The sequence below is a fragment of the Stenotrophomonas sp. SBJS02 genome (assembly GCF_020428325.2).
Lineage (GTDB): Bacteria > Pseudomonadota > Gammaproteobacteria > Xanthomonadales > Xanthomonadaceae > Stenotrophomonas > Stenotrophomonas africana.
This window is the reverse complement of record NZ_CP109812.1, coordinates 918,908-945,443: the sequence shown is the minus strand read 5'-3', so window position 1 is coordinate 945,443 and position 26,536 is coordinate 918,908. Positions and strand designations below refer to the sequence as shown.

Sequence of the window (26,536 nt, the reverse complement as noted above, 5' to 3'; positions counted from 1 at the left end):
CGACCAAGGTTGGCGTCTACCAGGGCAGGTGCACACACCCGGGTAGACGCCGCCGCTGGTCGGCACTTGGCCTCAGCGGAAGGCCGCGATGGTGGCCTTGGTATTGACCAGCACGCGCTGGTTGTCGGCGGTACTGGCATTGCCCATCGGGATGCCGTTGTAGCTGATGTTCGGGTTGGACCAGTAGTTCAGGCGCGGGCAGCTACGGGTGCAGTTGTAGGCCATGATCGTGCGCCAACCGGTGCCGGTGGCTGGCTCGTAGCGATAGCCGTGGCCATAGGCGTAGGGCGAGGTGCTCGAGTCGGTGGCGATGTCATGCCGCGCGCTCTGCAGATGGCCGATCTCGTGCGCGAACGAGTAATAGCCGGTTGCGCAATCCCAGTACACCGCAGCGAACGCCGTTGACGCCGTCGAGCCGATCCCCGACGCCAGGCCGCAGTACGCCGTGTTGTTGATCAGCAGCACGCCCACGTCTGCCGTGTAGGTGTTTCGACTGGTGTGGATGCTGTCCATGTAGCCGTCGCTGGTGCCACGGAAGCGCGCGAGATCAGTATCGAAGCTGCCCGATTCGGTGTAGTTGGTGGTCTCGTAGCGGGCCAGTTCCATGGTGATGCCGACGTTGCTGTTGACATAACCCTGGTTGGATTCGGCCACCGCCAGCTGCACCAGCGACTGCATGTTGCCGCCATAAGCCGTTACTGCTGCATTGGTCGCAACCACCAGCACGCGGATGGTGGCCGGGCTACCGGACGAGGCCTGCGCGATGCCGATGCGATCGTTGTTGCCCATCGGGATTTTCGGCAGCTGGTTGTAGTCGGCCGGATGATCGGCAGGCATCCGCGATTCATCCACTTCCACCAGTACATGGCGGTTGCCCAGCGGGCGCAGGCGATACAGCTTGCCGTCCTTGCGGATCGAACCGGTGATGGTGTTGCCCGAGCGCACCAGGATCAGCGAATTGCCCGGATCGTCCTGGCCGTTGGACGTGGCGGCGGTCAGCTTGTCCGAGGGTGAGCGGAACTGGCCGTACCAGATACTGCCGCCATCAGGCAGTGCTTCAACCTTGCTGCGCACCGCCTGCACGCGCTGGCCAAGCAGTTCGAACTCCAGCTGCGGCTGCGCGGTGGCAGCAGCATCGACACGCACCTCCTGTACCGTCGCCGTGGACGGGGTGGCCAGCAGCTTGCCCAGCGCGGGCTCACTGTTGGCCGATGCCCGGCTGATGACCGTCACCGGCTCGAACAACGGTGCCGCGTGCGCGGCCGCTGCCACCGACAAACCCAACACCACGCCACCTGCCGCTTTGCCAATCGATCTGGACAACATTGCGTCGCTCCTTGAATGATGTGAACAGCGTTGATGCAGCACGCCCGGGGTTTGCCGGGTTTGGCCATATGGCCTGCGCGGGCCGTGTGAATTCAATAGAGGATGGGAATGAAAATCAGGAACTGTGATCCACCGCATTTGCGTTAAGTAAGGTCAAAAGCGTCACTACACTTCGCCAATACACCGCTTTCGCGCTACCGTGACACAGCCACGACGGGACATGCACATGGCACCATCGCAGGACATGGACGAAGATGTCGGCTTGCTGCGGATCGGCCTGTTCTTCGATGGCACCCGCAACAACGCACACAACCTGGCGCGTGGTCGACCCCAGCTGCCGCAACCACGCCCAGCGCAGCTGCGCGCGGATGACGATTCGACCTACCAGAGCCGGCTGACCAGCAGCTACGACAACGGCCTGACCAACATTGCCCGCCTGCAGCAGCTGTATCCGGACAGCCGCCGCGATGCGATGGCCACGCCTTCGCTGTCGATCTACGTGGAAGGCGTGGGTACCCGCGATGACGCCGACGACGATCTGATCGGGCTGGCCTTCGGTATCGGTGCCAGCGGCGTGCGGGCGAAAGTGCAGCGCGCGCTGCAGGTGCTGTTGCCGGCCGCGCTGGCGGAACTGTCCAAGCGCTGGCGGCAGCCGCTGCGTGGCGTGCAGCTGGATCTGTTCGGGTTTTCGCGAGGCGCTGCCGCGGCACGTGACATCGCCAACCAGCTGCAGGACTGGGACAGCGCGCACTGGCGCCAGCTGCTGCAGGCCTCAGGCCTTGGCTATGCAACCGACTTCGCACCCGCCATACCGGTGCTTCGCTTCATGGGTCTGTTCGACACCGTGGTCGCGGTCAATGGCGGCCGCGCTGATGAACAGCCACAACTGGCTCTGCGCAGTGGCATCGCCACCCGCGTAGTGCAGCTCACCGCGCGCGATGAACATCGCCAGCACTATCCGCTGACGAGCGTGGCGCCGCCATTCACCGAGATCGCCCTGCCCGGTGTGCACGCCAACATCGGGGGCGGCTACAACCAGTTGGAAGAAGGCCCCAAGCTGCTCAGCCGCCCACGCCGCCAGCAGCTGCGCCGCCCCGCCGTTGCCGACTACCAGATCCCGCCGTTGGCGATGCTGAAGGCCACCACGGCCTACGCCGAAACGCAGGCCGATGCCGAACGCTGGCGCCAGCAGTTGGGCGTGGACCAAAAGGAAGTCTGGGTGGATGTCTGGCACCAATGGCAACAGCAGCGTCGCGCCGGCAGCCGCAGCGTGCTGTTGTCACCGGTGCTGTATGTGACCGCCGCGGTGGTGCTGCGTCGGCGCATCGACTGGCGTTACCAGCTGATCGCACTGCAGGTGATGCAGCAGCAGGCCATCGATGCCGGCGTGCAATGGACTGCCAATGCAACCGAAGTGCCGGCTGGGAGCTGCCGTCCGCCCTGCAGCCGATCGCACGGCGCCTGGTGGCCGGGCAGCCGCTGACGCAGACACAGGAGGCGCTGCTGCGGCGGCGCTACCTGATGCAGTCGGCGCACTGGAACTTCGATGCACTGGGCGACACCGCACTGACCTACGCCGCCGATGCCGGCGTCAGCGAACTGCCGTACCGCCCGGGTCCAGGCCTGTTCTACATCAACCGGCCGACGGTGGATGGCAAGCGCGTGGTGTTGCCGAACGCCTGAAAAAAGGGGACGGAGGGGATTAAGTCGTTTGTGGCACAAACGACTTAATCCCCTCCGTCCCCTTTTCTTCAACCGGCCTGTTCAACCAGGTTGGCGAGCTCATCCGCATCAAAGCCGGCCAGCAGGCGCGCTTCGATGTTGAACGGTCCATGCAGGTAGCCGCCGGCGTACTCCACCAGCAGTTCCTTGAAACGTGCGCGCGGCTCGACGCCGGCGCGATCGCAGTACCAGCGGTACCAGCGCGAGCCGGCGGCAACGTGTGCCACTTCTTCGCGCAGGATCACTTCCAGTACGTCGGCGGTCTCGCCATCGCCGACATTGCGCAGCTTCTCGATCATGCCCGGTGTCACGTCCAGGCCGCGCGCTTCCAGCACGCGCGGCACCAGCGCCATGCGCGCCAGGCCGTCATGCGCCGTCTTTTCGCACATTTCCCACAGGCCGTTGTGCGCGGGGAAGTCGGCGTAGTCGTGGCCATGCACCTGCAGGCGCTCCCGCAGCAGCATGAAGTGCCGCGATTCGTCGTCGGCACAGCTGACCCAGTCGGCATGAAATGCCGACGGCAGGCCACGGAAGCGGTACACCGCATCCCAGGCCAGGTCGATCGCATTGAGCTCGATATGGGCGATGGCGTGGATGAAGGCAGCACGGCCTTCCACGCCGCCCAGTCCGCGCCGCGGCACTTCACGCGGATGCACCAGCACCAGCTGCGCCGGCCGGCCGGGCATGCGGATCGGCTCTGGCGGCGGTGCATCGGCCGCCACCTTCAGGCGGCCGGCACGGAACGCGGCGGCATAGGCCTGGGTCAGCACTACCTTGCGCAGCGGGTCGGCTTCGGCCAGGCACTGCTGCGCAGCGCGCAGCAGGTCGCCACCAACGTCGGGCACGTCAACCACGCCTGGACCTCAGGCGCGGCGCTTGTGCTTGGCATCGTCCGAACGCAGCTGCTGGATGCGTTCGAAGTAGCCCGGCTCGATACCGGTCGGGTAGTGGCCGTTGAAGCAGGACGAATCGAAGTTGCGCAGCGCCGGATTGCCCTCGCTCACCGCCGCTTCCATGTCTTCCAGATCCTGGTAGATCAGCCAGTCGCAGCCCAGGTGGGCTTCGATCTCTTCCACGGTGCGGTTGTGCGCGACCAGCTCTTCGGCCGCCGGCATGTCGATGCCGTAGATGTTCGGGTAGCGCACCGGCGGCGCCGCGCTGGCCAGGTAGACCTTGCGCGCGCCTGCATCACGGGCCATCTGCACGATCTGCTGGCTGGTGGTGCCGCGCACGATCGAGTCGTCCACCAGCAGCACCACACGGTTGCGGAACTCCAGATGGATCGGGTTGAGCTTGCGGCGCACCGACTTCACGCGCTCGCCCTGCCCCGGCATGATGAAGGTGCGGCCGATGTAGCGGTTCTTGATGAAGCCCTCGCGGTACTTCACCCCGAGCACGTTGGAGATCTCAAGCGCAGCGTCGCGCGAGGTATCCGGGATCGGGATGATGGTGTCGATGTCGTGGTCCGGGCGCAGGCGCAGGATCTTCTCGCCCAGCTTGATGCCCATGCGCATGCGCGCCTTGTGCACCGACACGTTGTCGATCATCGAATCCGGGCGTGCGAAGTACACGTACTCGAAGATGCACGGGGTGTGCTCGGCCGGCTCGGCGCAGATCTCCGAGAACAGCTCGCCACGCGCGGTGATCACCAGCGCTTCGCCCGGCTGCACGTCACGCACGCGCTGGAAGCCCAGCACGTCCAGCGCGGCCGACTCGGAGGCCACGATGTACTCATCGCCCTCGGCGTGGCTGCGCTTGCCCAGCACCAGCGGACGGATGCCGTGCGGGTCGCGGAAGGCGACCAGGCCCAGGCCCAGCACCACGCTGACCACCGCATAGCCACCCTTGCAGCGGCGGTGCACGCCGGCCACCGCGCGGATCGCGGCTTCCGGGCTCAGCTGGCGCTGCTGTTCCAGTTCGTAGGCGAACACGTTCAGCAGCACTTCGCTGTCCGAATCGGTGTTGACATTGCGGCGGTCCTGCTCGAACACCTGCTGGCGCAGGGCTTCGGTATTGATCAGGTTGCCGTTGTGGGCCAGCGCGATGCCGTACGGCGAATTGACGTAGAACGGCTGCGCCTCGTCCATGCCTTCCGAACCGGCGGTCGGGTAGCGCACATGGGCGATGCCGACGCTGCCTTCCAGTGTGGACATGGTGCGGGCATCGAACACATCGCGGACCAGGCCGGTGGCCTTCTGCACCCGCAGGCGGCTGCCGTTGACGGTGGCGATGCCTGCCGCGTCCTGGCCGCGATGCTGGAGGACGGTCAAGCCGTCATACAACTGCCCGGCGACGTTCTGGTTGCCGACGATTCCGACGATGCCACACATGGTGCGAGGTCTCCGCTGGGCGGTGCCCAGTTACAAGGAAGGTGGCCGTGCCTGGCCTTTAGTGGTCGCCGCGCCTGCGGTCGACGTTGGCCGGATCGCCCGGCTCGATACTGTCCGGCAGTGCAGGAGCGTCCGGGCGCACTTCGGCCGGATCGTAGGAGTCGCCCTGTTCCGCTTTCGCAGGCCGCAGCCATCCGCTGCCTGCCACTACCTGGTTGAGGATGCCATTATCGCCTGCCGCGCCCGGCTTTCCCAACCCGGCGCCTGTGTTCTTGCCCAACTCCATCAATGCAGATGGGGACAGGGCGTCGGTCGGCAAGGCCTTGGGCAGCAGATCGGCCCCGGGAACCTCCCAGTGCGGCAGTTTGCTGTTCATCCAGGCCACCGTGGGGTTCAGCAGCGGGCGCACCGCAGAGCGCTGCCACGAGGGCTCGGCGGTCAACGGGGTGAAACTGCCCAGCAGCAGCAGGATCGCGGCGATCAGGCCGCCCCGCACGGCGCCCAGCACCCCGCCCAGCAGGCGGTCCAGGCTGGTCAGCATGCTGCGGTGGACCAGGGCCTTGATGACCATGCCGATCACCGCGACCACGATCATCACGCCGATACCGACCCCCAGGTAGCCACCGACGAAGTGTTCGCCACCGGGGGCCGCCGGGGCGGCCCACCAATGGGCGGCATCATTGCCGAAGGCGAAGGCAGCCCACGCGGCCAGCAGCCACGACAGGGTGCCGATGACGATTCCCACGAAGCCGCGCAGCATCCCCAGCAGGGTCGAGGCGGCGATCACGATCAGCAGCACCACGTCGATCATGGCGCCCCGCTCCTTCGGCGGCGCTGGCAACGAGGCTGCGCGTGGGTCATGGGTGCGGTCGCACCATGCCGGCCACGCCGACCTTGGCGGCAACCTGCGCCTTCAGCTGCTCGGCATCGCCGCGGTTGGCCACCGGCCCGACGCGGACGCGATGCAGGGTGCCCTTTTCGGTGCGCACCTGTTCGACGAAAGCGCTGAAGCCGGCGGCGCGGACCTTGTCGCGCAGGGCATTGGCATCGTTGGCCTGGCCGAACGCGCCCAGCTGCACAGCAAAGCCGACGCCGCTGGCAGCCGGCGCTGCCGGCGTGGCCGGGGCCGTTGCCGGCTTGCTGGCGGTGGTCTCCGGCTTCGGCTCGGGCTTCGGGGTTTCGGGCTTCGGCGCCGGCTTCGGCGGCTCGGGCTTGGCTGCCGGAGCGGTCGCGACCGGCGTACTCGGCGGCAGGCTTTCGCTGCGCACCGGGTTGCTGCTGGCCGAGGGCGCAGTCGCTGCGGACGGGGTACTGGCGCTCGGCGCAACCGGTGCCGGGGTAGCCGCGACGGGAGCACTGCTGCCAGCCGACGCATCCAGGGTGATCACTTCGGCCTTCACATCCGCACGGATCTTCACCGCCTGCAGGCGGGCCGCCTCGGCCTGGGCGCGGTCGGCATATGGCCCGACCCGCACACGCCATGCCTGACGGCCGTTGATGGTGGCGGTTTCAGTGAAGCCCGGCAGCTGCGAGCGCTTCAGGTAGGCGATCACGGCATCGGCATCGGCCTTGCTGCCGTAGGCACCGAAGGTGACCGCATAGTTGCCGGCGGCGACCGCCGGCGAAGTGTCCACGACCGGCGGGGTGGCAGGTGCGGCAGCATCTGCCAGCGGCTTGGCCTGACCGGTCTGCAGGCCGGTGGCACCGCCTGCCGGGGCGACCAGCGGCAATTCGCGGGTTTCGAACTGGCCATCGGCGGGCGCATCCGGCGCGGCGATCGGCACATTGGCCACACCGCTGTCGGGTGCGGGTCCCTTGACCAGCATCGGCAGGAAAATCACGGCCAGCGCCACCAGCACGATGGCACCAATCAGACGCTGTTTCAGAGGCGTATCCACGTGAGGCAGGCAACTGTCCGGAGGTTGCCGTCGATTATACGGGTGCCGGACCGGACGGCGTCGGCGTTGGCTGAACGCGGATCAGGCGTCGCCCTGCAGCCATTGCAGGGCTGCAGCGGCGGTATGGAACGAGCCGAATACCAGCACGCGGTCGCCGCGCTCGGCCTGGGCCAGCACCTGCGCCAGTGCCTGTTCGACGGTGTCGGCCAGCGGCGCCTTGGCCGCCGCCGTGCCGGTCAGGCGCGCCTGCAGCTGGGCGGCGCTCTGCCCACGCGCGCCATCCAGCCCGGCCAGGGTCCACTCGCCCACCACATCCTGCAGCGCCTGCACCACGCCCACCGCGTCCTTGTCCTGCAGCGCGGCGTACACCGCCAGGGTGCGGCCGGCTGACACTTCGGCCTTCAGCGCACGCGCCAGCTGGCCCGCCGCCTGCGGGTTGTGGCCCACGTCCACACGGATCTGCACGCCATCCCGTTCGAATGCCTGCATGCGGCCGGAAATGCGCGCTGCCGCGATCCCGGCGGCCCACGCCGCACGCGGCACCGGCTTGTCCAGCGCGCGCAGAGCGGCGATGGCGGCGCCCGCATTGGCCAGCTGGATCGGGCCGGCCAGCGCCGGGGTCGGCAGCTCCATGCGCAGGCCGACATCCCGCCAGCGCCAGCGCTGGGCATCGATCGGTTCGTAGAAATAGTCGCTGCCGCCGCGGATCGCGTTGGCACCCACCAGATAGGCACGCGCCAGCACGCTGGACGGCGGATCGGTCTCGCCCAGGATCACCGGCTTCCAGCCACGGATGATGCCGGCCTTCTCGGCGCCGATCGCTTCGCGGTCCTCGCCCAGCCACTCGGCATGGTCGATGTCGACGGTGGTGATCACCGCCACGTCGGCATCGACGATGTTGACTGCATCGAGACGCCCGCCCAGGCCCACTTCCAGCACCGCCAGGTCCAGCCCGGCGTCGGCGAACAGCTGCAGCGCAGCCAGCGTGCCGTACTCGAAATAGGTCAGCGTGGTCTCGCCACGCGCGGTCTCGATGGCGTTGAACGCGGCGACCAGCGCCGCATCGTCAACGTCCTGCCCGTCGATGCGCACACGCTCGTTGTAGCGCAGCAGATGCGGAGACGTGTAGGCGCCGACCTTCCAACCAGCAGCACGGCCGATGGCCTCGATGAAGGCCACGGTGGAGCCCTTGCCGTTGGTGCCACCGACCACGATGGTGCGCCCGGCCGGCGCGCCAAGACCCATCGCCGTGGCCACGGCGCGCACGCGCTCCAGGCCCATGTCGATGGTCGCCGGGTGCTGGCGTTCAATGTAATCCAGCCAATCGGCCAGGGTGGTCGGGGTGTTCGTCACGGCAGTGCTTCCAACAGGTACAGGTGGTTCGGTGTGGCGGGTCAGAGTGCGCGGTGCTTGGCTTCGCCGAAGAACGGCGTGTGGTGGGCGCAGTCGTTCAGGCGCACCACTTCCAGGCTGTCCAGATCGGCGCCTTCGAGCAGGTTGAGCGTGGTCGGTGCCTGACGGAAGGTCCACAGGCGGGAAATCGGCAGGCCCAGCACCTTGCACAGGATCACGCGGTTGACCGCATCGTGCGCAACCACCAGCAGAGTGTCGTGCTCGCCGAGGCCTTCGGTGGCGCGGGCCAGGCCGCGCCAGCTGCGCTCCAGCACCAGGCGCAGCGATTCACCGCCGGGCATCAGCACCGTATCCGGCTCCTCGCGCCAGGCCTGCAGCCGCGAAGGATCCTTTTCGTTGATTTCGCTGGCCAGCAGCCCTTCCCATTCGCCGTGGGCGATTTCCTGCAGCTCCGGCTCGGTCAGCAGCATGTCGGCGCGGGCGGCGCCGAGCGCCAGCTGCGCGGTGCGCTGCGCGCGCGACAGCGGCGAGGCGACGGCACGGGTGATGTCCACCGAGGCCAGGCGGGCGCCCAGTGCCTGGGCCTGGGCTTCACCGATCGGCGAAAGCGGAATATCGATCTGGCCCTGGTAGCGGCCTTCGGCGTTCCACGGCGTTTCGCCGTGGCGGGCAAGCAGGATGCGCATGCGTGCAAGGGGTCCTGGGGGGAGGAGGTTTCCGCGTTTCGTTCACATCCTGTGAAGTCCGCGGAACAGGGATGATACCTGTTCGGCGCACCCGGCCGGGCCGGGCATGAAAAAACCCCGCGACGTGGGTCGCGGGGTTTTGGAAACTCCGGCTGTCTGGTCGAGGTTGCCGGCCAGCGGCCGGCACTACCGCAACTGGTTTATTTCGCCAGGTTCAGTTCCTTCAGCAGCTGCGGCGCCGGCGCCACTTCCTGCATGATCCACTGCATGTAGCGGCTGTCGACGGCGATCATGCGGGTCATCACCGGGTCGAACACCCAGTTGGAGCTGACCGATTCCCAGTTGCCATCGAAGGCCAGGCCAACCAGCTTGCCGTTGGCGTCCAGCACCGGCGAGCCGGAGTTGCCGCCGGTGATGTCCAGGTTGGACAGGAAGTTCACCGGCACCGAACCAATGCGCTTGTCTTCCAGGCCACCGTAACGCTTGGCCTTGACCGCATCGAGCAGCGCCTTCGGCGAATCGAACGGGTCTTCGCCGGTTTCCTTCGCCGCCACGCCTTCCAGGGTGGTGAACGGGGTGTACGTCACGCCGTCCTTGCCATAGCCCATGACGTTGCCGAAGGTGATGCGCAGCGACAGGTTGGCGTCCGGGTAGACGAACTCACCCTGGCTCTTCTTGTAGTCGGCCACGGCCTGCAGGTACAGCGGACGTGCGGTAAGCGATTCGCCTTCGCGGATCTTCTTCTGCTCTTCCTGCTTCAGCAGTGCCGGCATGACGGCCACGGCGTACTGGATGGCCGGATCGCTGCTGGCTTCAAACGCGGCACGGTCGGCCTTGAACCACTTCAGCCGGTTGTCCAGGCTGCCCAGCTCGGTGCCCGACAGCTTGCTCACCAGCGACTTCACCGCAGCGGCGTCGCTGCCGGCCAGCCACTTGTTCAGCACTTCGTTGTCGCGCTGTGCGGCCGGCAGAGCCACGTACTGGTCCAGCCAGTAGGTCTGCAGCTGCTGGTCCATCTTCGCCACGTAGCGACGGTCCATCTGCTTCAGGCCACCTTCGATGGTGGTCAGGTCGCGTTCCTGGTAACCGGCTTCGCGTTCGGCATCCGGCTTGCTGCGCTCGATCGACAGGCGGTACAGGCTGATCGCTGCGCCAACGGCCGAGGTGTTGTTGAACTGACCGACGAACAGGTCGCGTTCGCGGGTCGACTTGCTGCTATCCAGATGCTTGAGCAGCTGCGCGTGTGCGGCCAGGGCCGGCTTGCCGGCAGCGCCCTGCTTCTTCAGCCACGCCAGCACGGCGGCTTCCTCGGCCTGCTTCTGGCCAGCGGCGTCGATGCGCTTGAAGCCTTCCAGCTGGCCCAGGTAGTTCTTGGCCACGTTGTTCATGCTGGCGGCGGTGGCGGCGTACTTCACCTTGACGTCGGCGTCGGCCTTGCCAGCGTCGGCGATCATCTTCAGCACCGCGTTGTAGTGCTTGGCGATGGTCGGGTAGGTGAAGCTGGCGGTTTCGTTGAACTCACCAGCCAGGGCATAACGGTTGGTACGGCCCGGGTAGCCGGCCACCATCACGAAGTCGTCGGCGCCCAGCGGCTGGTCGGCGAACTTCAGGAAGTGCTTGGGCTGGTACGGCACATTGTCGGCGGCGAACGCGGCCGGCTTGCCGTCCTTGCCCACGTAGGCGCGGTAGAACGAGAAATCGCCGGTGTGGCGCGGCCACATCCAGTTGTCGACGTCGCCGCCGAACTTGCCGACGCTGCCCGGGGGCGCGTAGACCAGGCGCACGTCCTTGATTTCCATGTTGCGGAACAGGCGGTAGGTGTTGCCGCCGGAGAAGCTGTACAGGCGGCAGCGGAAGCCGGCATCGGCTTCACAGGCGGCGACCTGGGCCTTGTCGAAGGCGTCCAGCGCGCGGCTGCGGGCCAGCGGGTCGTTGCGGCGCCGGCAATGGCGGCCTTGGCCTGGGCGGTGACGTCGGTGATCTGGTCGAGCACGAACACGCGGGCGTTCGGGCCGGCACTCAGTTCGTCCTTCAGGGTCGGCGCGTTGAAGCCGTCCTTGATCAGGTTCTTCTGCGCGGTCGAATTCAGCTGGATGGCGCCATAAGCGCAGTGGTGGTTGGTGACCACCAGGCCCTGCGGCGAGACGAAGCTGGCGGTGCAGCCGCCGAGGGCGACGACCGCGCCCATCGGGTCGCCGGTCAGGTTGGACAGCTGTTCCGGAGACAGCTTCAGGCCGGCCTTCTGCAGCGGGCCGGCGATTTCCGGCAGCTGCTGCGGCACCCACATGCCTTCAGCGGCATGGGCGACCTGGGCCAGCCCGAGGCTGGCGACGATGGAAAATGCAAGCAGGTTCGAGCGCATGGAGCGGCCCCTGGTAGTGGAACCCTCGATTGTAGCCCGCGGCCCTGCCCCGGCCCGAACCCCGGAAGTCATGCAATCGGATGCTTCCACCGTTCAGCGTCTCCACTGCAATCGGACGGAGGCAGGACGCCAGACCGATGCAGGACACGCCGTAAACCCCGCTCCGCGGCCCGGCCCAGCCGCTGGCGGCTGTGCGTTCTGGCGCTTGCGAAGCAGTGCTTCGCAAGCAAAGCGCCCTCACCCATGGGGCTCGATCGCGCCATCCATGGCGCTCACGGTCCTGCATCGGTCTGGCGTCCTGCCTCCCGACAACTCCCTGGCCTCGGACGGTAGCGCCGGGCCATGCCCGGCGAGCGCGGCGACGCCGTTCGAAACGCCCGCCGGCGCACGCCTTTCGTTCCGCCACTGCACCCGCAGCGCAACATGGGAAATCCGCGCGGCACCCTATAATCCGCGCTTTCCCCCTGATGAGTTCCACCCCGATGGCGCAGCAAACGATGAAGGCCCTGGTCAAGCGCGAAGCGGCCAAGGGCATCTGGCTGGAAGAAGTTCCGGTGCCGACCCCGGGCCCGAACGAGGTCCTGATCAAGCTGGAGAAGACCGCGATCTGCGGTACCGACCTGCACATCTACCTGTGGGACGAGTGGAGCCAGCGCACCATCAAGCCGGGCCTGACCATCGGCCACGAATTCGTCGGTCGCGTCGCCGAAATCGGCCCGGGCGTAACCGGCTATGAGATCGGCCAGCGCGTCTCGGCCGAAGGCCACATCGTCTGCGGCCACTGCCGCAACTGCCGTGGCGGCCGCCCGCACCTGTGCCCCAACACCGTCGGCATCGGCGTCAACGTCAACGGCGCCTTCGCCGAATACATGGTGATGCCGGCCAGCAACCTGTGGCCGATCCCGGACCAGATCCCGTCGGAGCTGGCTGCGTTCTTCGACCCGTACGGCAACGCCGCGCACTGTGCGCTGGAGTTCAACGTGATCGGCGAGGACGTGCTGATCACCGGTGCCGGCCCGATCGGCATCATCGCCGCCGGCATCTGCAAGCACATCGGTGCGCGCAACGTGGTGGTCACCGACGTCAACGATTTCCGCCTGAAGCTGGCCGCCGACATGGGCGCCACCCGCGTGGTCAACGTCGCCAACACCTCGTTGAAGGACGTGATGAAGGAACTGCACATGGAGGGCTTCGACGTGGGCCTGGAAATGAGCGGCAACCCGCGTGCGTTCAACGACATGCTCGACTGCATGTACCACGGCGGCAAGATCGCCATGCTCGGCATCATGCCCAAGGGCGCCGGCTGCGACTGGGACAAGATCATCTTCAAGGGCCTGACCGTGCAGGGCATCTACGGCCGCAAGATGTACGAGACCTGGTACAAGATGACCCAGCTGGTGCTGTCCGGTTTCCCGCTGGGCAAGGTGATGACCCACCAGCTGCCGATCGACGACTTCCAGAAGGGCTTCGACCTGATGGAAGAAGGCAAGGCCGGCAAGGTGGTCCTCAGCTGGAATTGATTCATCGTGGCTTCGCCACGTTGAATCCGTGCAGGTTTCCTTATCCCCGCGCCTGCGGCGCGCCCCCTTGAACAACAAGGAGGCTCTTCCCCAGATGGGATCAAGAACACCGCGGAACGGAAAAAGGCGCCCGATGGGCGCCTTTTTCGTAAAGCGTGCCAGGCAAGCCTGGCACCTACCGTAACGCCTGCGGCGTTACTTGCCTACGGCGACGCTCAGCATCACCCGGCTGTGGGCCAGCTTGCCGGAGTTGTCGCGGCCGTTGCCGTCGGTGCCGTAGTAGCCCAGGCCGACGTTGAACAGGCCGAACTGGCGCGCGACGCCGACGTTCCAGTCGGTGTAGTCCTTGGCGATGCCGTCCTCGAAGGTGCTGCGACCGACGTTGGCATTCAGGGTGAAGTCCTTCGGCAGGCCCCAGCTGCCGCCCAGGCCGAAGTACCAGCCATCGGTGCTGCTGTTCCAGACATCGTTGGTGTAGGCCACCGTCAGCTTGTAGGTGTCATCCAGCGTAGTGGTGGTGATCAGCTCGTTGTAGTTCTGGTGGCTGGACTTGAGGTAGGTGTAACGGTTCAACAGCACGTCGAAGTTGACGCGCTCGGTCACGTCCACGCCGTAGCCGATCAGGTAGTCGATCTCGGTCTTCGGATCGCCGGCACCGAAGTCGACGCCTGAGCCCCATACGCCGGCATACAAGCCGACCGGGCTGGTGTAGGTGAAGCCGGCCTGCAGGGTCGGATCCTCATCGGTCTGCGACACACCACGGAACAAGTAGTCGGAAACGGCGGTGACATTCCAGCTGTACGGAGATTCATTGTCCTGGGCGCTGGCGGCGAACGGGGCGGCCAGGGTCAGGGCAGCGGCAATGGCGAGGCAGGCACGGGCGTGCTTCATGAGCGTCTCCGGTGGGGTCGGTGGCGTGGAAGGCGGGATCTGCAGCGGGCGCAGCGACCGGAGCCAGACAGCCCCGGTTCACGAATTCTTAACCAGTTTGCTATTGCGATGCAACATGTGCCGGCCGTGGCGATGCCCCGATCAGGCCGGTCGGCAAGCGGTGATGCCCGGTAGAATCAGCGGTTTCCCCGTTCAGAGCCGTGCCCACGCCATGACCGACGCCTCCTCCGCCCTGACCCGCCACTACGCCGAGGAACTGGACGCCATCCGCGCCCAGGGCCTGTTCAAGTCCGAGCGGATCATCACCAGCCCGCAGTCGGCCGAGATCACCCTCGAGGACGGCCGCACGGTGCTGAATTTCTGTGCCAACAACTACCTGGGCCTGGCCGACCATCCGGACCTGATCCAGGCCGCCAAGGATGCGCTGGATACCCACGGCTTCGGCATGGCCTCGGTGCGCTTCATCTGCGGCACCCAGGACCTGCACAAGCAGCTGGAGAAGCAGATCGCCGACTTCTTCGGCAAGCAGGACACCATCCTGTACGCCGCCTGCTTCGACGCCAACGGCGGCCTGTTCGAACCGCTGCTCGGCGAGAACGACGCGATCATTTCCGATGCACTGAACCATGCTTCGATCATCGACGGTGTGCGCCTGTGCAAGGCCAAGCGTTTCCGCTACGCCAACTGCGACATGGCCGACCTGGAAGCCCAGCTGCAGGCCGCCGATGCCGCCGGCTGCAAGACCAAGCTGATCACCACCGACGGCGTGTTCTCGATGGACGGCTTCATCGCCCCGCTGGACGAAATCACCGCACTGGCGAAGAAGTACAACGCGCTGGTGCACATCGATGAGTGCCACGCCACCGGCTTCCTGGGTGCCACCGGCCGTGGTTCGGCCGAAGTGAAGGGTGTGCTGGAGAAGATCGACATCATCACTGGCACCCTGGGCAAAGCCATGGGCGGCGCACTGGGCGGCTTCACCTGCGCCAGCGCCGAGGTGATCGAGCTGCTGCGCCAGCGTTCGCGGCCGTACCTGTTCTCCAACTCGCTGCCGCCGCATGTGGTTGCCGCCGGCATCAAGGCGTTCGAGATGCTGGCCGCCGCTGACGACCTGCGCGACACCCTGGTGGAAAACACCCGCTACTTCCGCGAAAAGATGGTCGCAGCCGGTTTCGACGTGAAGCCGGGTGTGCACCCGATCAGCCCGGTGATGCTGTACGACGCACCGCTGGCGCAGAAGTTCGCCGAGCGCCTGCTCGAAGAAGGCATCTACGCGATCGGCTTCTTCTTCCCGGTGGTGCCCAAGGGCCAGGCCCGCATCCGCACCCAGATCAGCGCTGCGCACAGCCGCGAGCATCTGGACCGCGCGATCGATGCGTTCACCCGCATCGGTGTCGAGCTGGGCGTGATCAAGGGCTGATCCCAACGGACAAAGCGTGCCGACCAAGGTCGGCACCTACCGGGCATGAGGGCGTGCCGACCAAGGTCGGCACCTACCGGGCCTGATGGCGTGCCGACCGAGGTCGGCACCTACCGGGCCTGATGGCGTGCCGACCGAGGTCGGCACCTGCCGGCATCACTTCTTTTTCTTCTTGCCCTTCGGCTCGTCCTTGCTGGCCACCACCACCGGCTTGGCGGCAGCATCCTGGCCGTTGCCCTTGGCAACGCGGATGCCGTTGGCCTTCATCCAGGCATCGAACTCGTCGGCGGTCATCTTCTTGTCGCCGTTGCTCATCAGGAAGCGGTAGCTGCCGCGGCCATCCAGCTCCGGGGTCTTCACTTCCACCACCGGGGTTTCGGCCGGCGTTTCCGCCTTGGCCACCTTCTTGTGGCCACCACAGGCGGTCAGCAGCACCATCGGCAGCAGCAGGCCTGCGCAGCGCAGGGTTTGGTTGAGGGTCGGGTGGTACATGGCAGGCTCCGTTCGGGAAATTCAGCAACCAGGCGCCCCCTACGCCTGGAACGGTGGCCGGCAACCGCCGGCCGCGGGCGATGATCAGCCCGGTGCAGCGGCCCCCAGCCGCTGCTGGTCACTGACCTCCAGCATCCGCCACTGGCCCTTGCCGAGATCGCCGAGCGCCAGCCCACCGATCGCGACCCGGACCAGGCGCAGCACCTGCAGGTCGAAGGCCGCCAACAGGCGGCGGATATGGCGGTTGCGGCCCTCGTCGAGGACCACCTCCAGCCATGCGGTCTTGTCGCCACTGCGCAGCACGCGCACGGCCTGGGCAACGAGGAACTCGCCCTCGTCCTCCACGCCGACCTGCAGTGCCGCCAGAGTGGCGTCATCGGGCAGGCCATCCACCTGCACGTGGTAGGTCTTGTCCGGGCCGGTCTGGGGGTCGGTCAGGCGCGCAGCCCACTGCGGATCGTTGCTGAACAGCAACAGCCCTTCGCTGGCCTTGTCCAGGCGCCCGACCGGCGCGATCCATGGCAGACCGGCACCATCAAAGCAGCGGTAGACGGTGTCGCGGCCACGCTCGTCCTGCGCCGTGGTCACCACGCCGCGCGGCTTGTTGAGCATCAGGTACAGGCGCTGCGGCGCGCCCATAGGCTGGCCATCGACCTCGATCGGCGGCGCCGGCTGGCCAATCGGGAACTCGGGATCACGCACGATGCGGCCGGAGACACGCACGCGCCCTTCGGCGATCCAGCGCGCGGCCTCGCTGCGCGAGCACACGCCGGCCTTGGACAGCACGCGCGCCAGGCCATGGCGCACGCCACTGGAGACATTCGGAGTCGCACGCCCACGCGATGCGTGGGAGCGGGCGGCGGGGGCGGCAGGTGGGCGGCGCGTGCGCAAGCCTCTGCTCCCCGCGGCGCTTACTTCTTGTCGACCGGCTTGGTCTCAGCCGGTGCTTCGGCCGGGGCCGGAGTGGCGGCCGGAGCCGGACGCGCCTTGACCACACGCACGCCACGCGCCTTCATCCAGGCGTCGAACTCTTCGGCGGTCATGCGCTTGCCGTTCTGGCTCATGTCGAAGCGCCAGGGCGTGTTGTCGAATTCGGTCTGCGGCTTGTAGGCCGCCGGGTCGTTCGGCTTCACTGCCGGCGCGCTCGGGATGGCCTTGGCGATGTTCTGGCAGCCATCGATGCGCAGGCGCTGCAGCACCTGGTCCAGCGACTGCGACGGATCGTAATTGCCGCTCAGCACGCCGGCCGGCATGCCCAGCTGATTGCCACGGATGTACAGCTCGTCGGCCACCGGCGCGATGGTCGTGGCCGGCAACGGCAGCGGCGATGCGCTGGTGTTGACCGAGCAATCGACCGCAGCGTGGGCGGCGGGAACCAGGGCCAGCGCCAGAACGGCGGCCGATGCAGAGCGCAGCATGAGGGACATCCACGGAAGGAAGTGACGCGGCGAGTTTAGCAATGCCGCGTCAGCTTTCAAGCGCCACTTTCAATGAATACGGCAACTCATTGGTTTTGCGGACAAAATCCCGACGAACGGTTGTCCTCACGCATGAAATTCGAGATTCCCGGCGGCAGAAACAACAAGACCCGGCCGAAGCCGGGTCCTGCTGTGTCTTACTGGCAGAGCGTCAGAACTTAGTTCTGGACGTTCAGCTCGGTACGACGGTTCTTGGCGCGACCTTCCGGGTTGTCCGAACCATCCGGGTTGGTGTTCGGAGCAATCGGACGGCTCTCGCCGTAGCCGATCGGGCCGACCAGGCGACCGGCGTCAACGCCGTTCTTGGTCAGGTAGTTGTACACGGCAGTCGCACGACGCTCCGACAGCTTCTGGTTGTAAGCGTCGGTACCCTTCGAGTCGGTGTGACCGGCAACTTCAACGCGCAGATCCGGGTAACGCTTCAGGATCTCGGTGGCTTCGCTCAGGATCGCCACGGCGTCCGGACGCAGGTTCGACTTGTCGAAGTCGAAGTTGACGCCCTTCAGGTCGATGGAGACCGGCACCGGGCAACCGTCCGGACCGATGGTCTGACCCGGCTGCGAGTTCGGGCACTTGTCGTCGCAGTTGTTGACGCCGTCACCGTCGTCATCCAGGTCGGCGCAGCTCGGGGCAACCGGAGCCGGAGCCGGAGCAGCCGCGACCGGAGCCGGGCCCAGCGGGATCACGACGCCGACCGAAGCCAGCACGTCGCCGAACCAGCTTTCGTCACGTGCAGCAATGCTCTGGTCGTCGAAGTCAGCGCGGTAGGCGACTTCGGCACGCACGGCAACGCGCTTCTCGAAGGTGGTCTGCAGACCGACGCCGACCTTGGCGGCAGCGTTGCCGTCCTTACGCTTGCGCGGGCCGGTGGCATCGAACGGGTAGGACTCTTCCGACTTCTGGTAGCCCAGGCCACCCAGGATGTACGGGTTCCAGCCGCGGCCTTCCTTGATGAAGTGGCGACGCAGGTCCAGCGAGACGCCGTACTGCGACCAGTTCAGGTCCTTGTTCGAATCGAAGTTCGGGTTCTGATAGTTCAGCTCACCGTCCAGCGACCAGTTCGGGCTGATGAACTTACCCAGGCCCAGGGTCACGAACGGAGCGTCATTGGTCAGACGGTCGCTGTCCTGGAAGTTGAAGCCGGCCGAACCGGTCAGGTACCAGCGGTCATCGAACTCCTGCGCGGAGGCAGCCTGGGCGAAAGCCAGACCACCCAGCAGCGCGGCAGTAAGGATCTTCTTGTTCATTGAGTACAGCTCCTATTTCGGGGGTATGAAACCGGTAGAGGCATGGGCCAGCACTACTGCGTCGATGTTCGACAGCCGATTCAGCACGCCACCGCCGCGAACATTATGCTCAGGCGGGTGAAGGTCATGTTAACAGTCCCGTAACATGTGAAGTGTTGTGCCCGACCCTCCACCGGTCCGACGTTGAAACCCTATACAGGATGATGAAAATCCGCAAGACCTTCGCGCTGCAAGGGTTTAACGGTGTTTAGGCGGGAAAAGCGACATATTCCGCAACGGCGTGCTTCAGACAGTTCAGCGCGCTTGCAGAAACGTGAGGAACCTTATGATGAGGCCACGAACCCAGCCGGAGCCGAGATGAAAGCTGTCGCCCTGAGTCGTGAATCCGCCCCCGCACTGCGCGATGTCCAGCTGCCCCCACCCCTGCCTCCACGCGGTCGTGACCTGCTGATCCGGGTCGAAGCAGTCTCGGTCAACCCCGTCGATGGCAAGCAGCGCGCGGCCACTGATCCGGCCACGCTCGAGGCGCCCCGCGTGCTCGGTTGGGACGCGTCCGGCGTGGTCGAAGCAATCGGCGAAGAGGCCAGCCTGTTCGCCTCCGGCGACGAGGTCTATTACGCCGGCGATGTCACCCGCCCGGGCTGCAATGCGCAGTACCAATGGGTGGATGAACGCCTGGTCGCACGCAAGCCGACCACGCTGGATTTCGCTGAAGCGGCCGCCCTGCCGCTGACCACGCTCACCGCCTGGGAACTGCTGTTCCAGCGCATGCCGTTGCAGTTGGATGACCGTCGTCATGCCGGCCAGCACCTGCTGGTGATCGGCGGTGCGGGCGGCGTCGGATCGATGGCGATCCAGCTGGCCCGCCATGCGGGCTTCGAGGTGATCGCCACCGCCTCCCGCGCGTCCTCGGCCGACTGGTGCCGGCAGATGGGTGCGCAGCATGTGGTCGACCACACCCGACCGCTGCTGGCGCAGTTGCAGGCGCTGGGCATCGATGCGGTACATGTCGCGCTCAATCTGGCCGACACCGACCACTACTGGGATGAACTGGGCCAGCTGCTGGCGCCGCAGGGCCATGTCGGCCTGATCGTCGAACCGCGCGGTGCGCTGCGCATCGGAGATCCGTACAAGGCCAAGTGCATCGGTATCCACTGGGAATTCATGTTCGCGCGCGCGCGCTTCGCCACCGCCGACCGCATCGAACAGCACCGCATCCTCAGCCGCGCGGCCAGCATGATCGACGCCGGCCAGCTGCGGGGCACTCTCAGCGAGGTACTGGGCACGATCAATGCGACCAACCTGGACATCGCGCATCAGCGCCTGGCCAGCGGGCGCACGCTTGGCAAGCTGGCACTGGCGGGCTGGGACGATTGAGCCAGGCTGGAACGCCGACGTAGAGCCGAGCCCATGCTCGGCTGCTTTGCCTGGCACCGCCAGCCGGGCATGGGCTCGGCTCTACAGATCCCGCCTGTGGCAGCGTATTGGCCGGCATCTGTATCTATGGCGACGGATGAATCGGGATTACGGTGGAAACAGATCCTCCCCTCCCCCGAGCGTGCCATGCCCACCGCCCTGCCCCTGCGCCTGCTGCAGCTGATCACCGGCCTGTTCCTCTACGGCTTCGGCGCATCGCTGATGATCCGTGCAGCCATCGGCGTGGCGCCATGGGATGTGCTGTCGCAGGGCATCGCCGCACAGACCCCGCTGTCCTTCGGCCTGGCCACCAACGTCATCGGCGCGCTGGTGCTGCTGCTGTGGTGGCCGTTGCGCCAGAGGCCGGGCGTCGGCACCGTGCTCAACGTGATGCTGATCGGCCCATCCGCGCAGTTCGGCCTGTGGCTGCTGCCGCCAGCCGTCGGCCTCGGCTGGCAGGTGGCGATGTCCTGCACCGGCATGCTGCTGGTCGCGCTGGCCACCGGCCTGTACATCGGCGCCAAGCTGGGCCCCGGCCCGCGCGATGGCCTGATGACCGGTCTGCACGCCCGCACTGGCTGGCCGATCTGGAAGGTACGCAGCTTGATCGAAGGCAGCGTGCTGCTGCTCGGCTGGTGGCTGGGTGGCAACGTCGGCCTCGGCACCCTCGCCTTCGCCCTGCTGATCGGCCCGCTGTGCGGGATCACGCTGGGCTGGTTCGGGATCGGCCGGCCTGCTCCGGTAGTGCCGGCCGCTGGCCGGCAACCGCAATCACCCTGAGCTGACCTGGATTCCGGCCAGCGGCCGGCACTACCGCCCCGGGAGTTCGGGGGCAGCGCCGCAGGCGCGGGGGTTGGAGGCCGGTAAGTGGGGCCCGCGATTCGCGCAGCGAAACGCGGGAGCGACAGCACGCATGTGCCGAGCGTACCCGGCCAGCGGCCGGCACTACCGCCCCCGGAGTTCGGGGGCAGCGCCGCAGGCGCGATCCAGCGGCCCTTGCCCCGGCCGCCGTTTCGCGGCACGCTTCGCGCTTCCGTACGCAAGCGTATCGACCATGTCGCCAGCCAACGAAAGCGCCTATCCCCACCTGTTCGCCCCGCTGGACCTGGGCTTCACCCAGCTGCGCAACCGCGTACTGATGGGCTCGATGCACACCGGCCTGGAAGATCGCGCCCGCGACTTTCCGCGACTGGCGGCCTATTTCGCCGAACGCGCCGAGGGTGGCGTCGGCCTGATCGTCACCGGTGGCTTCGCACCGAACGTGGTGGGCTGGCTGAAGCCGTTCGGCGGCAAGCTGTCCTGGCCCTGGGAAGTACGCCCGCACCGCCAGCTCACCGCCGCCGCGCACCAGCACGGCGCGAAGATCTGCCTGCAGCTGCTGCATGCCGGCCGCTATGCCTACCACCCGTTGTCGGTGGCACCGTCGAAGCTGAAGGCACCGATCAACCCGTTCACCCCGCGCGCGCTCTCGGCCGGTGGCGTCGAACGCCATATCGCCGACTATGCACGCAGCGCGAAGCTGGCCCGCGAGGCTGGCTACGACGGCGTCGAAGTGATGGGCTCGGAGGGCTACCTCATCAACGAGTTCATCGCCCCGCGCACCAACAAGCGCATCGACCGTTGGGGCGGTGATGCCAGTCAGCGCATGCGCTTCGCGGTGGAGATCGTGCGCCGCATCCGCGAGGCCTGTGGCCCGGACTTCATCATCATCTACCGGCTGTCACTGGTGGACCTGGTGGAGGACGGCAGCAACTGGGAAGAGATCGTGCAGCAGGCGAAGGCCATCGAGGCCGCCGGCGCGACGATCATCAATTCCGGTATCGGCTGGCACGAAGCGCGTATCCCGACGATTGCCACGTCGGTGCCGCGCGCCGCCTTTGCCGGTGTCACCGCCAAGCTCAAGCCGCATGTGAAGGTACCGCTGGTGGCAACCAACCGCATCAACATGCCAGAGGTCGCCGAGCGCATCCTGGCCGATGGCGGCGCCGACATGGTGTCGCTGGCGCGCCCACTGCTGGCCGACCCGCAGTGGCCGAACAAGGCACGCGCCGGCCGCGCCGAGGCGATCAATACCTGCATCGCCTGCAACCAGGCCTGCCTGGACCACGTATTCGAAAACAAGCTGGCCAGTTGCCTGGTCAATCCGCGCGCCGCACACGAGACCGAGCTGGTCTACCACCCCACCCAGGCCCCGAAGAAGGTCGCCGTGGTCGGCGCCGGCCCGGCCGGCCTGGCCTGCGCCACCGTCGCCGCCGAGCGCGGCCACCAGGTCACCCTGTTCGACGCCGGCGACGAGATCGGCGGCCAGTTCAACGTGGCCAAGCGCATCCCCGGCAAGGAAGAGTTCCACGAGACCCTGCGCTACTTCCGCCACAAGCTGGCCGAAACCGGTGTACAGCTGCGCTTGGGCACCCGTGCCGATACCGCCACCCTGGCCGGCTTCGACGAGGTGGTGCTGGCCACCGGCATCACCCCGCGCAAGGTCGACTTCCCCGGGGCGGACCACGCCAAGGTGGTCAGCTACCTGGACGTGCTGCTGGGCCGGGTCACGGTGGGCGCCAATGCGGCGATCATCGGCGCCGGCGGCATCGGCTTCGACGTCGGCGAGTTCCTCAGCCATGCCGGCGAGTCGCCCTCGCTGGACCCGCAGCGCTGGATGGCCGAATGGGGCGTGGACAGCAGCTTCGAGGCCCGTGGTGCGTTGGCCCGGCCCGAGGTCGAGGCATCCCCGCGGCGACTGTGGCTGCTGCAGCGCAGCCCGGGCAAGCCCGGCGCACGACTGGGCAAGACCACCGGCTGGATCCACCGCGCCACGCTGAAGGCCAAGGGCGTGCGCATGCTCGGTGGCGTCGAGTACCTGGGCGTGGACGACGAAGGCCTGCGCATCCGCGTGGAAGGCAGCGAACAGCTGCTGCCGGTCGACCATGTGGTGATCTGCGCCGGGCAGGAACCGAACCGTGCATTGCAGGCCGAACTGCAGGCCGCCGGCATCAACGCGCAGCTGATCGGCGGTGCCGATGTAGCGGCCGAGCTGGACGCCAAGCGGGCCATCGACCAGGGCAGCCGGGTCGCCGCCGCGCTCTGATGAGCGCCTGAATGGGGGGCGGAATGTGATTTCCGTCACCCCTCCCGAACCTGAATGTCAAGCCGGACGATTCACGATGCGTTCGGCTATGCCCCCCTACCTTGCGCCATCTTTCCGCTCACCAGCCAGTTTCCGGTGAGCCGGCGCAGCCCCCTCGATCGGTATTGATCGTTTCTTTTGGGGCTGCCCACGGGGCGGCCCCGATGGCCGCCTCCCCATGACGCCAAGTCGTACCCCGCCTCCTGTCGCCCCCGCGGCTGGAACTGGAGGGTGCGGCCCACACGGAGCAAGGAGTTATATGAAACTGGCCTGGATTCTCTGGCTGTCGCAGTTGTTGCCGCAGCCGGCCGCTGATTCATTGTGTTTGAGCACCACCGTTTACCTGGAAGCCCGCGACCAGACCCTGCGCGGCCAGCAGGCCGTCGCCGAAGTCGCCCTGCGTCGCCTCGACAGTGGCCTGTGGGGCGACTCGATGTGCCAGGTGGTCACCGCACGCAAGCAGTTCGCGCCGACCATCGTCTCCCCCGGCACCCAGCTGGGCAATGATGCGGCCTGGAGCGAGGCGATGAACGTGGCCTTCGACGCCGAGCGCAACTGGGCGCTGCCGGCCGGCGAGCGCCGCGAGATCGTGCCCGGTGCCAGCCACTTCGCCGCGCTGTCCATTGCCAGCCCGAACTGGCGCAACGCCTACCAGGTGGCCACCATCGGCGATCACACCTTCTATAAGGTGCAGAACCTCAAGCCGCGCCAGTCGTAACGATCCGTGCTGGCGGCAGCGTTGCCGCCCGCCGCCAGGCTCTGGGATAGTGGGCGCTTCCCGCCCGCATCACCTGGAGTTCCCATGAAGCTGTACAGCAAGCCCGGTGCCTGTTCCACCGCCGACCACATCGCCCTGCAGTGGACCGGCCAGCCGTTCGAGGTTGAACTGCTGAACAAGGACACCCTGAAGGGCCCGGAATTCCTCAAGATCAATCCGGCCGCGCCGTCCCCGCACTGGTCGATGGCGACTTCGTGCTGCTGCAGAACGCCGCGATCATGGGCTATATCGCCGACACCTACCCGCAGGCCGGCCTCGGCGGTGACGGCAGCCCGCGCCAGCGTGCCGAAGCCACCCGCTGGCTGGCCTTCGTCAATTCCGACGTGCACCCGGCCTTCTCGCCGCTGTTCGCTCCGGGCAAGTTCATCGCCGATGAGAGCCAGTTCGACGCGATCCGCGCCGCCGCGCACAAGCGCCTGCGTGGCTTGTTCGAGACCGCCGACAGGCAGCTGGCCGACAAGCCGTGGCTGGCCGGCTTCCGCAGCTTCGCCGATCCGTACTTCTACATCACCCTGCGCTGGGCCGCCGGCACCAAGGTCGACCTGTCCGGCCTGGACAACCTGGCCGCCTACAAGGCGCGCATGGATGCCGATGCCGGCGTGCAGGCCGCGCTGAAGGCCGAAGGCTTGGCCTGATCCTGCCCTGGGGCCAGAGCCGCTCGCGTGGCGAACGGATCTGGCCCCCTCGGTTCCCACAGCGTGATCAACCGATCTGGCGGATCACTTCGCCCTTGGCATCTCGCAGGTAGGTCGGCACCACTTCGATGCGCAGCGCCACCGCCGCCGGGTAGATGCCGCGCTCGGCACGCACGCCCGCCAGGGCCTGCAGTCCCGCCTCGTCCAGTGCCCAGCGCGCGCTGTCGGCGGAGACGTCACCCCCTTCACCGCGCCCGGCCGGAACGAACTCCCACTGCCGCTCGCGGCTGACCAGTTCCAGCGATTTGCCGTGGCGCAGGCGCAATGGCAGCAGCTCGCACACGCTGGCCACCTGGCCGGCGCCAAGCACCAGGGTGGTGACGCCTGCCTCCTGCCGCCAATCCAGTGTCTCGATGAACAACATGCCGGTACTGGAGCCCTCACGCTCGCTGCCGGCCTGCACCTGTGCCGCCAGTGCCGGATCCTCCAGCAGATTGCCGCGATGCAGGTCGCTGATCCACAGCGGCATCGCCGGTTGCAGCGCCTCCAGCACGCCGCGCGTCGACCAGCGCTTGACCGCTTCCATCTCTTCATCGGTCAGCCCGACCAGCTGCAGGAACTGCAGGTGGCCATTGGTGGTGTCGCGTGCCGGCAACTGCGGGTCGGCAACGAAAGCCAGATGGCACAGCCGCGTGTCGGTCTCCAGCGCGATCGGGCCGTTGGCATTGAGGTGGTGGCCATCCTCGAACACATTGCCACTGCTGAACACGTAGCGCGCCAGGTTCTGCAGCAGGTTCATCGGCCACACTGGCGGTGTGCTGCCGGCGTGCTCACCGGCTTCAGCAGCGAGGCGGAAGGTCAGCTCGAAACCATAGCCGCTGACATCGGCATCGCTGCTCTCCTTGGCGTACAGCTCGGAGAAGCCGTAGGTGATGTAGTGCCAATGCGGTACCGGCGCGTCTGCCCAGTACACGCTGATGCCATCGAGCGGATCCTGGCCACCGAGCGTGTACGGCAACGCGGTGCCGAAGTGACGCGGTTCCTGCCCGGCATACAGCGGCGCCAGCGCCGCATTGATCGCGTCCCAGCCGGGGGTATCGGTGTCGTCGTGGTCGTCCTGCACGCGGGACTCCTTGTGGGAAAGTGAACCGATCACTTTACGCGGTGGCTCAGGCCTGCACGACCTCATCGCCTGCGTTCAGCACGGCCGACTGGGTTTCCTGCCACCAGCGCTGTGCCAATGCCGGGCTGCGCGCTTTGCCCACCGCCGCCAGCAGTTCCGGGCACAAGCGCTCCAGCGCCAGCGCATCGGTGCAGCGTTCGATCTTCAACTGCATGAAATAGCCCTTCAGGCCCAGGTGGCGGCGCACCGCCTCGCTCATCGCGTCGTACAACTGCTGGTACAGCGCCGGATCCTGTTCGCGCCCGGTGCTGATGCCACGCAGCGGTGTCATCTCTGCGCTTCCACCGATCACTTCGATCAGGCCCTGTGCGGCCAGCTGCTCCAGTGCATCGGGTGGTGCGCGCAGCCCTTCGAACAGGCCGCGCAGTTCGGTGTCATCGCGATGGCCGTCGACCATCAGCAGGATCGAACGCAGTGCCGCCGGCAGGCGCCGGCCGCGGTCTTCGATTTCCTGACGGCCAGCAGCCGTCTTGGCGTGCAGCAATGCCATTGCCTCCCCCTCCCTCGATGCGCAATGCCGGCGCGCCCTGGCGGGCACGCTCCCCTTTGTGCCATCCCCGGACGGCACGCGCCTTCCCCGGCGCGCGCCGCGTATTGCAGGTCGATGACAGGCCGAGCTTAGCGCAAGTACTGGACGCGGAGGGTAGTGCCGGCCGCTGGCCGGCAACCTCGGGA

General features: G+C 66.9%; 19 protein-coding genes and 4 pseudogenes. 8 read left to right on the top strand and 15 right to left on the bottom strand.

The features are described 5' to 3' along the window. Nucleotides 1–72 precede the first annotated feature (72 nt). The gene (locus FQS62_RS04340) at nt 73–1,326 is read right to left on the bottom strand and encodes a zinc-dependent metalloprotease (protein ID WP_088479944.1); all 1,254 of its coding nucleotides are present in this window, start codon (nt 1,324–1,326) and stop codon (nt 73–75) included. Nucleotides 1,327–1,552: 226 nt separating this feature from the next. On the opposite strand from FQS62_RS04340, the pseudogene FQS62_RS04335 reads away from it, so the two are divergent. Then, nucleotides 1,553–3,009: pseudogene (locus tag FQS62_RS04335) on the top strand (DUF2235 domain-containing protein). Between the two features lie 68 nt (nt 3,010–3,077). On the opposite strand, the gene FQS62_RS04325 reads toward FQS62_RS04335, so the two are convergent. From FQS62_RS04325 to FQS62_RS04295, 7 genes and pseudogenes are all read right to left on the bottom strand, one after another. Continuing rightward, complete coding sequence (locus tag FQS62_RS04325) at nt 3,078–3,902, bottom strand: ferritin-like domain-containing protein (protein ID WP_107379170.1); 825 nt, start codon at nt 3,900–3,902, stop codon at nt 3,078–3,080. 9 nt (nt 3,903–3,911) lie between these two features. Beyond that, nucleotides 3,912–5,378, bottom strand: coding sequence for an amidophosphoribosyltransferase (gene purF / locus FQS62_RS04320; RefSeq protein ID WP_012510177.1), 1,467 nt, complete (start codon nt 5,376–5,378; stop codon nt 3,912–3,914). Nucleotides 5,379–5,408: 30 nt separating this feature from the next. Next, nucleotides 5,409–6,189, bottom strand: a pseudogene (locus FQS62_RS04315) (CvpA family protein). Between the two features lie 46 nt (nt 6,190–6,235). Then, nucleotides 6,236–7,276: an SPOR domain-containing protein gene (locus tag FQS62_RS04310; RefSeq protein WP_099589168.1), complete on the bottom strand. Its 1,041-nt coding sequence runs from the start codon at nt 7,274–7,276 to the stop codon at nt 6,236–6,238. Nucleotides 7,277–7,357: 81 nt separating this feature from the next. Beyond that, on the bottom strand, nt 7,358–8,629 hold the full coding sequence (gene folC / locus FQS62_RS04305) for a bifunctional tetrahydrofolate synthase/dihydrofolate synthase (RefSeq protein ID WP_107379168.1): 1,272 nt from the start codon (nt 8,627–8,629) through the stop codon (nt 7,358–7,360). A gap of 41 nt (nt 8,630–8,670) precedes the next feature. Next, on the bottom strand, nt 8,671–9,315 hold the full coding sequence (locus tag FQS62_RS04300) for a histidine phosphatase family protein (RefSeq protein ID WP_010483945.1): 645 nt from the start codon (nt 9,313–9,315) through the stop codon (nt 8,671–8,673). A 200-nt stretch (nt 9,316–9,515) separates the two neighbouring features. Further along, a pseudogene (locus FQS62_RS04295) lies at nt 9,516–11,677 on the bottom strand (S46 family peptidase). A gap of 497 nt (nt 11,678–12,174) precedes the next feature. Here FQS62_RS04295 and tdh point away from each other — a divergent pair. After that, complete coding sequence (gene tdh / locus FQS62_RS04290; protein ID WP_049447308.1) at nt 12,175–13,197, top strand: L-threonine 3-dehydrogenase; 1,023 nt, start codon at nt 12,175–12,177, stop codon at nt 13,195–13,197. Nucleotides 13,198–13,392: 195 nt separating this feature from the next. Here tdh and FQS62_RS04285 read toward each other — a convergent pair whose 3' ends face one another. Continuing rightward, nucleotides 13,393–14,088: a TorF family putative porin gene (locus FQS62_RS04285; RefSeq protein ID WP_049447296.1), complete on the bottom strand. Its 696-nt coding sequence runs from the start codon at nt 14,086–14,088 to the stop codon at nt 13,393–13,395. Between the two features lie 211 nt (nt 14,089–14,299). Here FQS62_RS04285 and kbl point away from each other — a divergent pair, with 211 nt between their 5' ends. Continuing rightward, entirely contained in the window at nt 14,300–15,508 is a 1,209-nt protein-coding gene (kbl, locus tag FQS62_RS04280) for a glycine C-acetyltransferase (protein WP_032129062.1), read from the top strand. A 156-nt stretch (nt 15,509–15,664) separates the two neighbouring features. Here kbl and FQS62_RS04275 read toward each other — a convergent pair whose 3' ends face one another. The 4 genes from FQS62_RS04275 to FQS62_RS04260 all read right to left on the bottom strand — a co-directional run bounded on the left by FQS62_RS04275 (nt 15,665) and on the right by FQS62_RS04260 (nt 18,725). Beyond that, the gene (locus FQS62_RS04275; protein WP_005412356.1) at nt 15,665–16,000 is read right to left on the bottom strand and encodes a hypothetical protein; all 336 of its coding nucleotides are present in this window, start codon (nt 15,998–16,000) and stop codon (nt 15,665–15,667) included. Between the two features lie 84 nt (nt 16,001–16,084). Then, entirely contained in the window at nt 16,085–16,807 is a 723-nt protein-coding gene (locus FQS62_RS04270; RefSeq protein WP_088479948.1) for a pseudouridine synthase, read from the bottom strand. Between the two features lie 104 nt (nt 16,808–16,911). Next, on the bottom strand, nt 16,912–17,418 hold the full coding sequence (locus FQS62_RS04265) for a hypothetical protein (RefSeq protein WP_012510168.1): 507 nt from the start codon (nt 17,416–17,418) through the stop codon (nt 16,912–16,914). Nucleotides 17,419–17,636: 218 nt separating this feature from the next. Next, nucleotides 17,637–18,725, bottom strand: a complete 1,089-nt coding sequence (locus FQS62_RS04260; RefSeq protein ID WP_049448777.1) for an OmpA family protein — start codon at nt 18,723–18,725, stop codon at nt 17,637–17,639. A 357-nt stretch (nt 18,726–19,082) separates the two neighbouring features. On the opposite strand from FQS62_RS04260, the gene FQS62_RS04255 reads away from it, so the two are divergent. The 5 genes and pseudogenes from FQS62_RS04255 to FQS62_RS04235 all read left to right on the top strand — a co-directional run bounded on the left by FQS62_RS04255 (nt 19,083) and on the right by FQS62_RS04235 (nt 24,678). Continuing rightward, nucleotides 19,083–20,102, top strand: coding sequence for a zinc-binding alcohol dehydrogenase family protein (locus FQS62_RS04255; protein WP_088480744.1), 1,020 nt, complete (start codon nt 19,083–19,085; stop codon nt 20,100–20,102). Nucleotides 20,103–20,288: 186 nt separating this feature from the next. Then, a complete protein-coding gene (locus FQS62_RS04250) occupies nt 20,289–20,921 on the top strand; it encodes a membrane protein YczE (RefSeq protein ID WP_226053555.1) in 633 nt (210 codons plus the stop codon). Nucleotides 20,922–21,195: 274 nt separating this feature from the next. After that, complete coding sequence (locus tag FQS62_RS04245) at nt 21,196–23,226, top strand: NADPH-dependent 2,4-dienoyl-CoA reductase (protein ID WP_208043867.1); 2,031 nt, start codon at nt 21,196–21,198, stop codon at nt 23,224–23,226. Between the two features lie 298 nt (nt 23,227–23,524). Continuing rightward, the gene (locus FQS62_RS04240) at nt 23,525–23,983 is read left to right on the top strand and encodes a cell wall hydrolase (RefSeq protein WP_004154513.1); all 459 of its coding nucleotides are present in this window, start codon (nt 23,525–23,527) and stop codon (nt 23,981–23,983) included. A gap of 84 nt (nt 23,984–24,067) precedes the next feature. Next, nucleotides 24,068–24,678 (top strand): annotated as a pseudogene (locus tag FQS62_RS04235) (glutathione S-transferase N-terminal domain-containing protein). Nucleotides 24,679–24,745: 67 nt separating this feature from the next. On the opposite strand, the gene FQS62_RS04230 reads toward FQS62_RS04235, so the two are convergent. Both FQS62_RS04230 and FQS62_RS04225 read right to left on the bottom strand, forming a co-directional pair. Then, complete coding sequence (locus FQS62_RS04230; RefSeq protein ID WP_226053554.1) at nt 24,746–25,801, bottom strand: suppressor of fused domain protein; 1,056 nt, start codon at nt 25,799–25,801, stop codon at nt 24,746–24,748. Between the two features lie 46 nt (nt 25,802–25,847). Next, entirely contained in the window at nt 25,848–26,351 is a 504-nt protein-coding gene (locus FQS62_RS04225) for a hypothetical protein (protein ID WP_049448765.1), read from the bottom strand. Nucleotides 26,352–26,536 lie beyond the last annotated feature (185 nt).